At 72.3% G+C, this 14974-nt stretch carries 13 protein-coding genes and 1 pseudogene; 10 read left to right on the top strand and 4 right to left on the bottom strand.

What is annotated here, in order from left to right:
• Positions 1-3 precede the first annotated feature (3 nt).
• Positions 4-726 (bottom strand): ZIP family metal transporter, encoded by a 723-nt coding sequence (locus tag ACGFZA_RS38055; RefSeq protein ID WP_385280786.1) that lies wholly within the window; start codon positions 724-726, stop codon positions 4-6.
• Positions 727-818: 92 nt separating this feature from the next.
• Between ACGFZA_RS38055 and cobM the strand changes: the two genes are divergently transcribed.
• The 5 genes and pseudogenes from cobM to cobC form a co-directional block, all read left to right on the top strand.
• Positions 819-1658 carry a precorrin-4 C(11)-methyltransferase gene (gene cobM, locus ACGFZA_RS38050; protein WP_385280789.1) on the top strand — a complete coding sequence of 280 codons (840 nt, stop codon included), beginning with the start codon at positions 819-821 and terminating at the stop codon, positions 1656-1658.
• The gene (gene cbiE, locus ACGFZA_RS38045) at positions 1655-2911 is read left to right on the top strand and encodes a precorrin-6y C5,15-methyltransferase (decarboxylating) subunit CbiE (RefSeq protein WP_385280792.1); all 1257 of its coding nucleotides are present in this window, start codon (positions 1655-1657) and stop codon (positions 2909-2911) included. The genes cobM and cbiE overlap by 4 nt, the downstream gene beginning before the upstream one ends.
• A complete protein-coding gene (gene cobJ, locus ACGFZA_RS38040) occupies positions 2908-4632 on the top strand; it encodes a precorrin-3B C(17)-methyltransferase (protein ID WP_393685270.1) in 1725 nt (574 codons plus the stop codon). Before cbiE ends, cobJ begins: the two co-directional genes overlap by 4 nt.
• A 50-nt stretch (positions 4633-4682) precedes the next feature.
• On the top strand, positions 4683-5594 hold the full coding sequence (locus ACGFZA_RS38035; RefSeq protein ID WP_385280797.1) for a sirohydrochlorin chelatase: 912 nt from the start codon (positions 4683-4685) through the stop codon (positions 5592-5594).
• A pseudogene (gene cobC / locus ACGFZA_RS38030) lies at positions 5563-6672 on the top strand (Rv2231c family pyridoxal phosphate-dependent protein CobC); the annotation flags it as partial. The gene ACGFZA_RS38035 and the pseudogene cobC, both read left to right, overlap by 32 nt.
• On the opposite strand, the gene ACGFZA_RS38025 reads toward cobC, so the two are convergent.
• The 3 genes from ACGFZA_RS38025 to ACGFZA_RS38015 all read right to left on the bottom strand — a co-directional run bounded on the left by ACGFZA_RS38025 (position 6662) and on the right by ACGFZA_RS38015 (position 9904).
• A complete protein-coding gene (locus ACGFZA_RS38025; protein ID WP_393685267.1) occupies positions 6662-7060 on the bottom strand; it encodes a group 1 truncated hemoglobin in 399 nt (132 codons plus the stop codon). The pseudogene cobC and the gene ACGFZA_RS38025 sit on opposite strands and share 11 nt — an antisense overlap.
• 225 nt (positions 7061-7285) lie before the next feature.
• Positions 7286-8464: an SCO1860 family LAETG-anchored protein gene (locus tag ACGFZA_RS38020; protein ID WP_393685265.1), complete on the bottom strand. Its 1179-nt coding sequence runs from the start codon at positions 8462-8464 to the stop codon at positions 7286-7288.
• A 339-nt stretch (positions 8465-8803) separates the two neighbouring features.
• Positions 8804-9904: an amidohydrolase family protein gene (locus tag ACGFZA_RS38015; protein WP_385280806.1), complete on the bottom strand. Its 1101-nt coding sequence runs from the start codon at positions 9902-9904 to the stop codon at positions 8804-8806.
• A gap of 202 nt (positions 9905-10106) precedes the next feature.
• Between ACGFZA_RS38015 and ACGFZA_RS38010 the strand changes: the two genes are divergently transcribed.
• The 5 genes from ACGFZA_RS38010 (at position 10107) to thpD (ending at position 14840) form a co-directional block, all read left to right on the top strand.
• Positions 10107-11213: a pyridoxal-phosphate-dependent aminotransferase family protein gene (locus ACGFZA_RS38010; protein ID WP_393685263.1), complete on the top strand. Its 1107-nt coding sequence runs from the start codon at positions 10107-10109 to the stop codon at positions 11211-11213.
• 319 nt (positions 11214-11532) lie between these two features.
• Positions 11533-12063 carry a diaminobutyrate acetyltransferase gene (gene ectA / locus ACGFZA_RS38005; protein WP_385280812.1) on the top strand — a complete coding sequence of 177 codons (531 nt, stop codon included), beginning with the start codon at positions 11533-11535 and terminating at the stop codon, positions 12061-12063.
• Between the two features lie 84 nt (positions 12064-12147).
• Entirely contained in the window at positions 12148-13410 is a 1263-nt protein-coding gene (gene ectB, locus ACGFZA_RS38000) for a diaminobutyrate--2-oxoglutarate transaminase (RefSeq protein WP_393685261.1), read from the top strand.
• 131 nt (positions 13411-13541) lie between these two features.
• Positions 13542-13940: an ectoine synthase gene (locus ACGFZA_RS37995; protein WP_385280814.1), complete on the top strand. Its 399-nt coding sequence runs from the start codon at positions 13542-13544 to the stop codon at positions 13938-13940.
• Between the two features lie 6 nt (positions 13941-13946).
• Entirely contained in the window at positions 13947-14840 is an 894-nt protein-coding gene (gene thpD, locus ACGFZA_RS37990) for an ectoine hydroxylase (protein WP_385280817.1), read from the top strand.
• Positions 14841-14974 lie beyond the last annotated feature (134 nt).

The raw sequence follows: 14974 nt of genomic DNA, 5'->3' as shown, positions 1-14974 counted from the left end.
CGGTCACTGCGCCAGGCCCACCACCAGCCAGATGAAGCCCACTCCGGCCACCGTGCACAGCAGGGTGGAACGGGCGGGGTGTTCGTGGTGCGCCTCGGGCAGGATCTCGGCTGCGGCGAGGTAGAGCAGGGCGCCGCCGAAGAAGCCGAGATAGCAGCCGAGAAGTTGCTCCGGAAGGGTGAACACGAGCGTCGTCGCCGCGCCGACGACGGGCGCCGCCGCGTCCGCGTACAGCATCGTCAGGGCCTTGCGGCGGGCGTTCCCGTACAGGCTGGTGATCGTGTACGTGTTGAAGCCGTCCGCGAAGTCGTGGGTGATGACGGCGAGGGCGACGGCCGCTCCCATGCCGCCGCCGACCTGGAAGGCCGCGCCGAGCGCCACGCCGTCCATCAGGCTGTGCAGGACCATGGCGGCGGCCGCCGTCAGTCCGACCTGGGGCACGCGTTCCTCGCTCGCGCCGTGTGCCGCCTGGCGTACCGCGAGCAGGCGCTCCACCAGGTGGGCGAAGAGGAAGCCGCCCACGAACAGCAGCAGGGCCGCCGGTACGCCGAAGACGAGGCCGCCCGCGGCTTCGATGGCCTCCGGCAGCAGGTCGAGGCCGACGACTCCGAGCATCAGTCCGCCCGCGAATCCGAGCACCAGGTGACGGCGGTCGGTGACGCGCTGGGCGACCCAGCCGCCGGCCAGGGTCATCAGGAACGCGCCGAGCGCGACGAACACCGCCATGGGCTCTTGCTAGCCGATTGACCCCGGTGCGCGCATCTCAGAGCGCCCGCCCCCGTACTCCGCTCCTCCCCTGTCCCGAAAGGACCCGTCCCATGTCCGAAGCAGTCGACGCAGCCGCCGCGCCCACCCGTGGCACCGTGACGTTCGTCGGTGCCGGCCCCGGCGCCGCCGACCTGCTGACCTTCCGGGCGGCGCGGGCGATCGCGGACGCCGACATCGTCATCTGGGCGGCGAGCCTGGTGCAGGCGGAGGTCCTCGGCCATGCCCGGGAGGGTGCCGAGATCCTGGACTCCGCCCAGATGTCCCTCGAAGAGGTCGTCGCCGTGTACCGGCGGGCGGCGGACGAGGGGCTGAGGGTGGCCCGGATCCACTCCGGTGACCCGGCGCTGTGGGGCGGCACGCAGGAGCAGGTCGACCGGTGCGGCGAACTGGGCGTCGCGGTGGAGATCGTGCCGGGTGTGTCGTCGTTCTCGGCGGTCGCGGCCCTCGTGCAGCGCGAGCTGACGATCCCGGAGGTGGCGCAGTCGGTGATCCTGACCCGGCTGGGCGGCGGCAAGACGCCGATGCCTCCCGGTGAGGAGGTGCGGGAGTTCGCCCGGCACGGCACGACGATGGCGCTGTTCCTGTCGGCGGCCCGGTCCGGTCAGCTGACGCAGGAGCTGCTGGAGGGCGGGTACCCGACCTCGACGCCCGTGGTGATCGCGTACCAGGCGACGTGGCCGGAGGAGCTGATCCTGCACTGCACGATCGAGACGCTGGAGGCGACGGTCAAGGAGCACAAGCTCTGGAAGCACACGCTGTTCCTGGTCGGCCCGGCCCTGTCGGCGTCGGGGACGCGGTCGCACCTCTACCACCCCGGGCACTTCCACGGGTACCGCAAGGCCGACAAGGCGGCGCGGGCCGAGTTGCGCGCCCAGCGGTCCGGCTCGTGATCCGGGTCTTCGGTACGGGGACGGGGGCGCCGCTCGGCCCCGATGCCGGGACCGCCCTGGCGCGGGCCACGCTGGTGGTGGGGGCCCGGCGTCATCTGGACGCTGCCGCGCTGCCGGCGGGCGCCGGGCGGGTGGTGCTGGGGCCGCTGGCTCCGGCTCTCGACCGGATCGGGAAGCACCTGGCCGAGGACGGGGCCCGCGTGGTCGTGCTGGCCTCCGGTGATCCGGGGTTCTTCGGGATCGTGCGGGCCCTGGCGGAGCGGTTCGGGCCCGAGGCGCTCGATGTCCGGCCGGGTGCGCCGTCGATCGCGGTGGCGTTCGCCCGGCTGGGCATTCCGTGGGACGACGCGGTCGTCGTCAGCGCGCACGGACGTGATCCGCGGACCGCGGTGAACGTGTGCTTCGCGCACCCCAAGGTCGCGGTGCTGACCGGGCCCGGTGCCGGGCCCGCGGAGCTGGCCGCGGGGCTGCTGTACCGCAGCGAGGAACGGACCCTGGTCGTCGCGACGGCGCTCGGCGACCCGGAGCACGAGCGCGTCGAGCGGCTGACGCCCCGGGAGGCGGCGGCGCGTCCGTGGCCGGATCCGGTGAGTGTGGTGCTGTGCCTGGACGAGTCGAGGCCGCTGTCGCCGGCCCGGACAGTGGCCGGTCCGGCCTCGGGTCCGGCCGGATGGGCGCTGGACGAGGCGGAGTTCGAGCATCGCGACTCGATGATCACCAAGTTCGAGGTGCGGGCGCTGGCGCTGGCCCGGCTCGGGCCGCGCACCGGTGATCTGGTGTGGGACATCGGTGCCGGTTCGGGATCGGTGGCGGTGGAGTGCGCCCGGCTCGGCGCGGCCGCCGTGGCCGTCGAGAAGACGGCGGACGGGGTCGAGCGGATCCGGGCGAACGCCGCCGCGCACGGGGTGTACGTACGGGCGGTGCACGGTTCCGCCCCCATCGTGCTCTCCGATCTCGCGGAACCCGACGCGGTGTTCGTCGGGGGCGGCGGGCGTGAACTGCCCGCGATCGTGGCGGCCTGCGCCCGGCGGGCGCGGCGTGCGGTGGTGGTCGCGGTGGCGGCCCTGGACCGCGTGCCGCAGGTGCGGTCGGCGCTGGCCGGCGCCGGTTTCGTGCCCGAGGGGGTGCTGCTGCAGTCCTCGCGGCTGGCGCCGCTGCCCGGTGACGTGACCCGGCTCGCCGCGGCCAATCCGGTCTTTCTGCTGTGGGGCGTCCGCTCCGCGGCCGGTGCAAGTGAAGGAGCAACCCAGTGATCGGCCTGATCTCCGCGACGGCGGCGGGCGCCGTCGCCCGTGACCGGCTGGCCGCGGCCTGGCCCGGCCGTGCCGTGGTCTACGACGGTCCGGTGGGCGAGGCCGTGCGGCGGGCGTTCGGCGAGTGCGAGCAGTTGGTGTGCTTCCTCGCGACGGGGGCCGTGGTGCGGCTGGTCGCGCCGCTGCTCACGGACAAGGCGGCCGACCCGGGTGTCGTCTGTGTCGACGAGGCGGGGCGCCATGCCGTGGCGCTGCTCGGCGGGCACGGCGGCGGGGCGAACGCCCTGGCGGTGGCGGTCGGTGAGGTCCTGGGGGCGGCGCCCGTGGTGACGACGGCGACGGACGCGGTGGGCGTGCCCGGTCTGGACATGCTGGGGCTTCCCGTGGAGGGGGATGTCGCGGGGGTGTCGCGGGCGATGCTCGACGGTGCCCCGGTGGCGTTGCGGGCCGACGCCGTAAGGCCGTTGCCCGCCCTGCCGCCGAACGTGCGCCCCGGCGCCGACGGATCCGCGGTGCTGCACCTCACCGACCGGGTCGTGGAACTCGGTCCGGGAGAGGCCGTGTTGCGGCCCGCATCGCTCGCCGTAGGGGTCGGCGCGTCCAAGGACGCGCCCGCGGACGAGGTGTCCGGGCTGATCCGGGACGCTCTGGCGGAGGCCGGTCTCTCGCCGTTGAGCGTCGCGGAGCTGGTGACCGTGGACGCCAAGGCCCAGGAGCCCGGGATCGTGGCCGCCGCCGCACGGCTCGGTGTGCCGCTGCGTACGTACCCGGCCGAGGAGCTGGCCCGGATCGAGGTCCCGCATCCGTCCGACGCGCCGCTCGCCGCCGTCGGAACGCCCTCGGTGGCGGAGGCCGCGGCGCTGGCCGGCGGCGGTGAACTCCTCGTACCGAAGCGGAAGTCGCAGCCCGCGGGCCGGGCCGCGATGGCCACCTGTGCGGTGGTGCGCCGGGCCCCGCGCGGGCGCCTCGCCGTCGTGGGGCTCGGGCCCGGGGCGCGTGACCTGCTGACGCCACGCGCCCGGGACGAGCTGCGGCGGGCGTCGGTGCTGGTCGGGCTCGACCAGTACGTCGACCAGATCAGGGACCTGCTGCGGCCCGGCACCACGGTGCTGGAGTCGGGGCTGGGCGCCGAGGAGGAGCGGGCCCGTACCGCGGTCGCCGAGGCGCGCAGGGGACATGCCGTGGCGCTGATCGGCAGCGGTGACGCGGGCGTGTACGCGATGGCGTCCCCCGCGCTGGCCGAGGCGGGCGCCGACATCGACGTGGTGGGCGTTCCGGGGGTGACGGCCGCACTGGCGGCGGCCGCGATCCTGGGCGCCCCGCTGGGCCACGACCACGTCTCGATCAGCCTCTCCGACCTGCACACGCCGTGGGAGGTCATCGAGCGCCGGGTGCGTGCGGCGGCCGAGGCCGACATCATCGTGACGTTCTACAACCCGCGCAGCCGGGGCCGCGACTGGCAGCTCCCGAAGGCGCTGTCGATCCTGGCCGGACACCGGGAGCCTGCCACACCGGTCGGGGTCGTACGCAACGCCTCGCGACCCGACGAGTCGAGCCGGGTGACGTCGCTGGCTGCGCTGGACCCGGCCTCCGTCGACATGATGACCGTCGTCACCGTCGGCAACACGGCGACCCGTGAGATCGCGGGCCGCATGGTCACCCCGCGCGGCTACCGCTGGCAGTCGGCCACGGCCGCGCCCGCGGCGGAGGCGGCCCGGTGAACCGGCCCGCAGCCCCGCACCCCATCCCCCATGAACACCGAGGAGCATCCGTGAACACCCCGACCGACCGGCCCGCACTGCTCATCGCCGGCCACGGCACCCGGGACGAGGGCGGGGCCGCCGCCTTCCGTGACTTCGTGGCCGAGCTGGGCGCCCGCAATCCGCAGCTGTCCGTCGCGGGCGGTTTCATCGAGCTGTCGCCGCCGCCGCTGGGCGACGCCGTGACGGAGCTCGTCGAGCAGGGCGTCAAGCACTTCGCCGCTGTTCCGCTGATGCTCGTGTCGGCCGGACACGCCAAGGGGGACATCCCGGCGGCGCTGACCCGTGAGAAGGAGCGCCACCCGGGCATCTCCTACACCTACGGGCGTCCGCTGGGCCCGCACCCGGCGCTGCTGAAGGTGCTGGAGCGGCGGGTCGACGAGGTGCTGGGCGACACCGACCGGTCCGAGGTGACCATCCTGCTGGTGGGGCGCGGTTCCACCGACCCGGACGCCAACGCCGAGGTGTACAAGGCCGCGCGGCTGTTCTGGGAGGGCCGGGGGTACGCGGGTGTGGAGACGGCTTTCGTCTCGCTCGCCGCCCCCGATGTGCCGTCCGGTCTCGACCGTTGCGTGAAGCTGGGTGCGGGGCGCATAGTCGTTCTGCCGTACTTCCTCTTCACGGGCATCCTGCCGGACCGCGTGCGTCACCAGACCGAGGAGTGGGCCGCCGCCCACCCGGAGCCGGACGTCCGGTCGGCCGGAGTGATCGGTGCCGCGGAAGAACTGCTCGATCTGGTCATGGAGCGCTATCGGGAGGCCGTCAAGGGCGATCTGCGGATGAACTGCGACTCTTGCGTGTACCGGATCGCACTGCCGGGCTTCGAGGACAAGGTGGGACTGCCGCAGCAGCCGCACTTCCACCCTGACGACGACGGCCATCACCACCACCCCCACCATGGCGGTCATGCACACTCCCACTGAACGCCCCGACGCGACAGGCGCCGGCGCGCACGATCTGCGGCACCACGGTGACGCGGAGGTACGGGGACGGAACCGGGATCTGACCGATCTCGCCGTCAACGTACGGGCCGGCACCCCTCCGGCCTGGCTGAAGGAGCGGATCGCCGCGTCCCTCGGCGAGCTCGCCGCGTACCCGGACGGGCGCGCGGCGCGTGCGGTGGTCTCCGCGCGGCACGGACTGCCGCCGGAGCGGCTTCTGTTGACGGCGGGTGCGGCGGAGGCGTTCGTACTGATCGCGCGGGCGCTGCCGGCCCGGCTGCCGGTCGTGGTGCATCCGCAGTTCACCGAGCCGGAGGCGGCGCTGCGCGCGGCCGGGCACGAGGTGACACGCGTGCTGCTGCGGGCCGACGAGGGCTTCCGGCTGGATCCGGCGGCCGTGCCGGACGAGGCCGATCTGGTGGTGGTCGGCAATCCGACCAACCCGACGTCCGTGCTGCATCCCGCGGCCGTGCTGGAGCAACTGGCGCGTCCCGGGCGGACGCTGGTGGTCGACGAGGCGTTCATGGACGCGGTGCCGGGCGAACGGGAGGCGCTGTGCGGCCGCACGGACGTCCCGGGGCTCGTGGTCCTGCGCAGCCTCACCAAGACCTGGGGGCTCGCCGGTCTGCGAATCGGTTACGTGGCGGCCGCGCCGGAGACCATCCGCGCGCTGGAGGAGGCACAGCCGCTCTGGCCGGTGTCGTCCCCGGCGCTGGCGGCCGCCGAGGCGTGTGTGGAGCCGCGGGCACTGGCGGAGGCGGCTGCGGCGGCCGACCGGATCGCGGTGGACCGCTGCCATCTGGTGGCGGGTCTAAGGGAGTTCACCGAGATCCGGGTGGTGGAGCCGGCGCAGGGGCCGTTCGTTCTGGTCCGGTTGGAGCGGGCCGCGGAGATACGTGAGCGGCTGCGGATGCTGGGCTTCGCGGCCAGGCGTGGCGACACGTTTCCGGGGCTCGGCGACGAGTGGCTGCGGCTGGCCGTGCGGGACCGCACGACGACCAACCGTTTCCTCCAGGCGTTCGACCAGGCGCTCCAGGCGCTGTCCGCGGTCAGCCGCTGACGATGTCCGGCTTGAGCGGGGCGAGTTTCGCGGCGATCAGGCCGATGGTGGCGGCGTCGGCTCCCCTCTCGGCCAGTGCCGCGGCGAGATGGTCCACGACGCGGTCGAAGTGGGGTCCGGTGATGCCGAGTTCCTGGTGGGCGTGGCCCATGGCCCGGCCGGTGTAGGGGCTCGTGGCACCGAGGGCGCTGCCGACGAAGACGCGCTGGTGCGCCTTGAGCCGGGTCACGTCCTTTCCCGCGAAGTAGGGCGTCAGCTCGGGGTCGGCCAGGACCCGTGCGTAGAAGAGGTCCACCACGGCGGCGACGGCCCGGCCGCCACCGATCTGCTCGAAGAGGGTCTCCGGTGCCGGCTCGCCCGGGGCCGCCGGGTCTGTGGTCTGGTCCATGGCAGCTGAACATAGCGCCGATCCCCGCCGCGCGGGAACAGTCGTCCGAATGCGGCGGCGCGGCCGCACAAGTGGGGAGCGGCGCTCCGCCTGCGGAACGCCGCTCCCCTCCCCTCCTACGGCCCCCCGGCCGCCCCCTCGGGCCCATGGCCTCTCGTTCGGATCATGCCGGGCTCGGGGAGTCCGGCATGATCCGGCCGAGGGTCCCGGCCGCGCGCCCGGGTGTCAGTCCTGCGCGCGCCGCCGGGCCACGACCATGGCTCCGGCGCCGACCGCCAGCAGGAGGGCGGCGCCTCCGGCGACGTACGGCGTGGTGGAGCTGCTGCCCGTCTCGGCGAGGTCGACGTCGGTGGCGGTCTGCGGTGCTTCACCGGTGCCGGTCTGGGGCTTCACGTCACCGCCGATGTCACCGGCCGTGGACCCCGCCGTGGAGCCCGCCGTGGACCCTGCCGTGGAGCCCGCGGTGCCGGATCCGCCGTCGGTCGAACCTCCGTCGGTGGAGCCTCCGTCGGTCGCGCCGCCGTCCGAGGAGCCACCGTCCGAGGAGCCACCGCCGGTCGATCCGCCGCTGTCACCGCCCCCGTTCTCGCTGCCGCCGTTGTGCCCGCCGCCGTTCTCCCCGCCGCCGTTGTGCCCGCCACCGTTGTGCCCGCCGCCGTTCTCGCCGCCGCCGCTGTGCCCGCCACCCGTCCTCGGCGTCTCGCAGGTGGCCTCGGCGAGTGTGACCTCGCCCTTGACGTCGGCGACGTTCAGGTTGAGCGGGTTGACCGAGACCTTCAGCTGGAGCGCCACCGCTGCCGCGGTGCGCGAGGTGGTGCTCGTCTTCGACAGGTCGAGTGTCACCTCGCCGACGTCCTTCACCGCGACCCGTGTGCTGCCTCCGGCCGTGAGGGTGACGCGCTTGCCGAGGACCTTCACATGCCCCAGCACGTTCGATTCGGCCACCGGCTTGCGGCCGGCCTCGCAGACCGCCTTGGACGTGACCTGCTCGACCTCGACCAGTGAGAGCAGCGGCAGACCGGGCAGGTGCAGCCGCGCCTTCACCACATTGCTGTAGCCCTCGGCGCGGTGCTTGCCGACGGTCGCCTTCGCCGTGGCCACGTCGGCGCGCAGCACCCTGACCGGCTGCCCGCCGTCCACCCCGTCGAGCTTCACGGAGAGCGCGGTCTTCTCGGCGCTCCGCGGCGCCTTCACCTCGTTGAGTGTGGCCTCGAGGGGCACGTCGATCGTCTTGTTGAGGAGCGAGACGTCGAGTGCGGTACGGAGCACGACCGCGCTCGCCTTCCCGTCGCCGGAGGTCGTGGTGGTGGTCGCGGTGCTGGCGTGCGCCGGGACGGTGACCAGCAGGGCGACGGGAGCGGCGGCGACCGCCAGGGCGGCGAGGCGGAAGGTGTTGCTGTTCAAGATGGTGGAACCCCCACAAGAGACATGGAGCCGCCGGCGCACATCCAATGGGGGACATCGCGGGCACCGGCGGCCTCGACTCCGTGAATCTTTACGCACAGAGGGTGAACTGACAGACACCTGACGTGAGTTCACCCCAAAGGGGGGTTTCCGTGTCTGTATTCGATTATTCCGGCACGTGCGTTCCTGGAGTTCACCCGTTTCACGCGTGCGGGCGACGCGGAGGCCTCTCGTACCGGAGTGTGCGGAAGGGATTCAACGAGTGGCACCGCTCCCGGTAACTGCCGGTCAACACGGCGCACTCCGGGCCCGAACGAGCCCGGACCCGGGGCGCCCGGCTCAGCCGATCACGCGCCCGTTCAGCACGATCCGGCGCGGGGCCGCCAGCACCCGTACGTCCGCCCGCGGATCCTCGTCGTACACCACCAGGTCGGCCGGCGCGCCCTCCTCCAGCCCCGGCCTGCCGAGCCACGCCCTGGCTCCCCACGTCGTCGCGGACAGCGCCTCCAGGGCCGGGATGCCCGCCTTGACGAGCTCACCGACCTCGTCGGCCACCAGACCGTGGGCGAGCACTCCGCCGGCGTCCGTGCCGACGAACACCGGCACCCCCGCGTCGTACGCGGCGCGCACCGTGTCGTACCGGCGCTCGTGCAGCCGGCGCATATGGGCGGACCAGCGGGGGTACTTGGCTTCGCCGCCCTGCGCGAGCGAGGGGAAGGTGGCGATGTTGACCAGAGTGGGAACGATCGCCACCCCCCGCTCGGCGAAGAGCGGGATGGTCTCCTCGGTCAGTCCCGTCGCGTGCTCGATGCAGTCGATCCCGGCCTCGACGAGATCGCGCAGCGAGTCCTCGGCGAAGCAGTGCGCGGTGACCCGGGCACCGAGCCGGTGCGCCTCCGCGATCGCCGCCCCGGCCTCCGCGCGCGGCCAGCAGGCGGTCAGGTCGCCCACCTCGCGGTCGATCCAGTCGCCGACGAGCTTCACCCAGCCGTCCCCGCGGCGCGCCTCCCGCGCGACGTACGCCACTAGTTCGCCGGGCTCGATCTCGTGGGCGTAGTTACGGGTGTAGCGCCGGGTCCTGGCGATGTGGCGGCCGGCCCTGATGATCTTCGGCAGGTCCTCGCGGTCGTCGATCCAGCGGGTGTCGGCGGGCGAGCCCGCGTCCCGCAGGAGCAGCGCGCCGGCCTCCCGGTCGTCGAGGGCCTGCTTCTCGGTGGTGGCCGCGTCGACGGCTCCGTGGTGGTCCAGCCCGACGTGGCAGTGGGCGTCGACCAGCCCCGGCAGGGCCCAGCCGGTGACGACGACCGCGTCCCGTACACCGGCGGGCCGCTCGTACGAGATCCGCCCGTCGACCGCCCAGATCTCGTCCCTGACGTCCTCGGGGCCGACGAGCACCCGCCCCTTCACCTGCAGCACCCGCGGCGCCTCGTGATCGCTCATGGACAGCACTGTACGAGGCACCGGACCACGCACCGCGCCCGTCCGAGCCGACCCGGCGGACAGGCCGGGACCGATCCGGCGGGCACCTCAGGAGCGATCGGGCGGACGGGTCCGGGCCGTCCGCGGCGGGCTCGGTACCCTCGGGGCAGGCCTGCTCGCAGGCCGGGCCGTACACCGTTCCGATCCCGAAGAGAGCACCACCGTGACGCACCCCTTCCTCGACCTGACCCCGCTCACCGCCGCGCACTTCGCGGCGATCGAGCGGCGGGTGGCCGGTCTCCTCGCCACCGAGCAGGACGTCGTCATCATGCAGGGCGAGGCACTCCTCCCCCTCGAAGGCTGCATCAGGGGCGGCGCCCGGCCCGGTTCGACGGCGCTGAACATCGTCACGGGGCCGTACGGGCAGACGTTCGGCAACTGGCTGCGCGACTGCGGTGCCGAGGTCATCGACCTCGCGGTGCCGTTCCACACGGCCGTCACCGCCACCCAGGTGGCCGAGGCCCTTGCCGCGCACCCCGAGATCGACTTCGTGTCGCTGGTGCACGCGGAGGCCGCCACCGGCAACACCAACCCGGTCGCGGAGATCGGCGAGGTCGTCCGTGCGCACGGGGCCCTGTTCATGCTGGACGCCGTGGCGTCGGTGGGCGCCGAGCCGCTGCTGCCGGACGCTTGGGGTGTGGACCTGTGTGTGATCGGGGCGCAGAAGGCGATGGGCGGTCCGGCCGGCGTGTCCGCGGTGTCGGTGAGCGCACGCGCCTGGGAGCGGATCGCCGCCAACCCGCAGGCTCCGCGCCGCTCCTACCTCTCCCTGCTGGACTGGAAGGAGCGCTGGATCGACGGCGGCCGCACGGCGCTGCTGCACGCCCCGGCCCAGCTGGAGATGCTGGCCCTGGAGGCCTGCGTGGAGCGGATCGAGGCGGAGGGGCTGGACGCGCTGATGGCCCGTCACGCGGCGGCGGCCGCAGCCACCCGGGCCGGTGCGGTGGCTCTGGGCGGCGGCCTGGAACCGTATGTGCACGAGGCCGCGGACGCGGCCCCGGTGGCGACCACGCTGCGCACGCCCGAGGGCGTGGACGCCTCGGAACTGGTCGCGCGGGCGCTGGCGGCCGAGCCCTCGCTGCCGCTCATCGCGGGCGGCGGGGCGCTGTCCAAGGAGATGATCCGGGTCAATCACTACGGTGTGGACGCGACGCGGGGCGCGGTGCTCTCCTCACTCGCGGCTCTGGGGGCGGCGCTGGCCGACGCGGGCCGGCAGGTCGATCTGGAAGCTGCCCGGAAGGCCGTTTCGGAAACCTGGCCCAGCGCATAAATTCCGACGCAAAACATAAATGCGGGGAGCTGCCTTATTCGGAGCAGCTCCCCGCATTCTTCTGCCCGCTTTCCTCCGGGCTAAACGCCTCAGTTTCCCGAGCGGCCGATCTACACGATTCGGTTGCGTGGCATAAGAGTTACGACCATGTGACCGACTCCACACCGAGGGTGTTATGCCGGATATATGACCGTCAAATCGGTAGAAAACGGAGCGGATTCGCGCAGGGGCGCACACTCGCGCGATAACACAAGGATTCGCTTCACCCAACCCCTTGCGTCGATGCAATTTAGAAATTTGCTGGGTAAATTCAATTCGCATGACCGCCGCACCAGCAGAGATTGCACGTGCCCGAAGCGAATTCATCACCATCGACACCCCCCGAGTGGAGGACGGAGCCGCGATCTGGCGCATTGCCCGCGACTCCGAGGTCCTGGACCTCAACTCCTCGTACAGCTACCTGCTGTGGTGCCGTGACTTCGCGGCGACCTCCGTGGTCGCCCGCGACGAGACCGGCTCCCCGGTCGCCTTCGTGACGGGGTACATCAGGCCGGACCGCCCGGAGACGCTCGTCGTCTGGCAGGTGGCCGTCGACCACGGCCACCGGGGCACCGGACTGGCAGCGAAGCTGCTGGACGCCCTGACCGCCCGCGTCGCCGCCGAGCAGGGACTCGCCTCGGTCGAGACGACCATCACCCCGGACAACAAGGCATCGGACCGCCTGTTCACCTCCTACGCGCGGCGCCACGACGTGGCACTGGAACGCGAGGTGCTCTTCGACGGCGGCCTGTTCCCCGAGGACACCCATCTGCCGGAAGTGCTGTACAGCATCGGCCCGTTCCACGCCTGAGCCGGCACGCCTTCCGGCGGGTGCCGCCCGTCGTAGCCGCCTTCACCGCCGCCCGTCACACCCCCCTCACGCAGGAGACCCGCTGTGACCATCACCCCGCCCGCCCTCAGTGTCTTCGAGACCCTCGAGTCCGAGGTACGCAGCTACTGCCGCGGCTGGCCCGCCGTCTTCGACCGCGCGCAGGGCGCCCGGCTGACCGACGAGGACGGCCACTCGTACCTCGACTTCTTCGCCGGAGCCGGTTCGCTCAACTACGGCCACAACAACCCGGTGCTGAAACGCGCGCTGATCGACTACATCGAGCGCGACGGCATCACGCACGGCCTCGACATGGCGACCACCGCCAAGCGCGCCTTCCTGGAGACCTTCCAGAACGTCATCCTGCGGCCCCGCGACCTGCCGTACAAGGTGATGTTCCCCGGCCCGACGGGCACCAACGCCGTGGAGTCGGCGCTGAAGCTGGCCCGTAAGGTCAAGGGCCGCGAGTCGGTCGTCTCGTTCACCAACGCCTTCCACGGCATGTCCCTCGGCTCCCTCGCCGTCACCGGCAACGCCTTCAAGCGGGCCGGAGCCGGCATCCCGCTGGTGCACGGCACTCCGATGCCGTTCGACAACTACTTCGACGGCCAGGTCCCCGACTTCCTCTGGTTCGAGCGGCTCCTGGAGGACCAGGGATCCGGGCTCAACAAGCCCGCCGCCGTGATCGTGGAGACCGTCCAGGGCGAGGGCGGCATCAACGTCGCCCGTGCCGAGTGGCTGCGCGCGCTCCAGGAGCTGTGCCACCGCCAGGACATGCTGCTGATCGTGGACGACATCCAGATGGGCTGCGGCCGCACCGGCGGCTTCTTCTCCTTCGAGGAGGCCGGCATCACGCCGGACATCGTGACGCTGTCGAAGTCCATCAGCGGCTACGGGATGCCCATGTCGCTCTGCCTGTTCAAGCCCGAGCTGGACATCTGGGAGCCGGGCGAGCACAACGGCACCTTCCGGGGCAACAACCCGGCGTTCGTCACCGCCGCCGCCGCGCTCGACGCCTACTGGGCGGACGGCCAGATGGAGAAGCAGACGCTGGCCCGCGGCGAGCAGGTCGAGCAGGCCCTGCTGGCGATCTGCGGCGAGCACGAGACCGCCCGGTTCCGCGGCCGCGGACTGGTGTGGGGCATGGAGTTCGACGAACCGGCGCGTGCGTCGGCCGTGTGCGCCCGCGCGTTCGAACTGGGACTGCTCCTGGAGACCTCCGGCCCGCAGAGCGAGGTGGTCAAGCTGCTGCCCCCGCTGACCATCACCCCCGATGAGCTGGACGAGGGCCTGCGCACGCTGGCCCGCTGCGTCCGAGAGACCGCCTGAGAGGCGGTCGGGTGACTTCGGGCCGCACCGCGTCCGCTGTCCGGCCCGAAGTCGCCCGACCGCCTCTGACCCGGGGCCGCCCCGGGCGGGCCCGATGAGAGACACCGTAGAGAGAAAGGCACCGACCCACCGTGATCGTCCGATCGTTCAGTGACATCGAGAACACCGACCGGCATGTGAAGGCCGCCTCCGGAACCTGGGAGAGCAAGCGCATCCTGCTCGCCAAGGAGAAGGTGGGCTTCTCGCTCCACGAGACCACGATGTACGCGGGTACCGAGACGTCGATGTGGTACGCCAACCACATCGAGGCGGTCCTGTGCGTCGAGGGCGAGGCCGAGCTCACCAATGACGAGACCGGCGAGAAGCACTGGATCACTCCCGGCACGATGTACCTGCTCAACGGCCATGAGCACCACACCATGCGGCCCAAGACGGACTTCCGCTGCGTCTGTGTCTTCAACCCGCCCGTCACCGGACGGGAGGAGCACGACGAGAACGGTGTCTACCCGCTGCTGACCGAGGAGGTCTGAACCGCCATGACCACTGATGTACGCGCCGACCTGTACCCGTCGCGCGGCGCCGCCGAGATGACCACTCCCCGCCAGGACCCGGTCATCTGGTCGGCGCCGGGCGCACCGGGTCCGGTCGCCGCCAAGGAGCTCCAGGGCTTCGAACGCGACGGATTCCTCACCGTCGACCAGCTGATCACCCCGGACGAGGTGGCCGGCTACCACTCCGAGCTGGAGCGGCTGATCGCCGATCCGGCGGTGCGGGCCGACGACCGCTCGATCATCGAGCCGAAGTCGGACTCCGTACGGTCGGTCTTCGAGGTCCACCGGCTCAGCGAGGTCTTCGCCCGGCTCGTCGGCGACGAGCGCGTGGTGGGCCGGGCCCGTCAGATCCTCGGCTCGGACGTGTACGTCCACCAGTCGCGGATCAACGTGAAGCCGGGCTTCGGGGCCTCGGGGTTCTACTGGCACTCGGACTTCGAGACCTGGCACGCCGAGGACGGTCTGCCGAACATGCGCACCGTGTCGGTCTCGATCGCGCTGACCGAGAACTACGACACCAACGGCGGGCTGATGATCATGCCCGGCTCGCACAAGTCGTTCCTCGGCTGTGCGGGCGAGACGCCGAAGGACAACTACAAGAAGTCCCTCCAGATGCAGGACGCCGGCACCCCGTCCGACGAGGCGCTGACGAAGATGGCCGACCGGCACGGCATCAAGCTCTTCACGGGCAAGGCCGGTTCGGCGACCTGGTTCGACTGCAACGCGATGCACGGGTCGGGTGACAACATCACCCCGTACGCGCGCAGCAACGTCTTCATCGTGTTCAACAGCGTGGAGAACACGGCCCAGGAGCCGTTCGCGGCGCCGGTGCGGCGCCCGGAGTTCATCGGGGCGCGCGACTTCACGCCGGTGAGGTAGAAGCAGGACGTACGACGACCGGCCGGGGGGGGGCGCCGGGCGCCGCCCCCCCCCCCCCGGGCCCCCCCCCCCCCCCCCCAACCCCCCCCCCCCCCCGGGGGGGAGGGGGGGCACTGACCCCCAGAAATCAAACA

Source organism: Streptomyces sp. NPDC048211 (genome assembly GCF_043202315.1).
Classification (GTDB): domain Bacteria; phylum Actinomycetota; class Actinomycetes; order Streptomycetales; family Streptomycetaceae; genus Streptomyces.
Note: the sequence above shows the minus strand (reverse complement) of the source record. Positions and strands in the feature narration are given on the sequence as shown.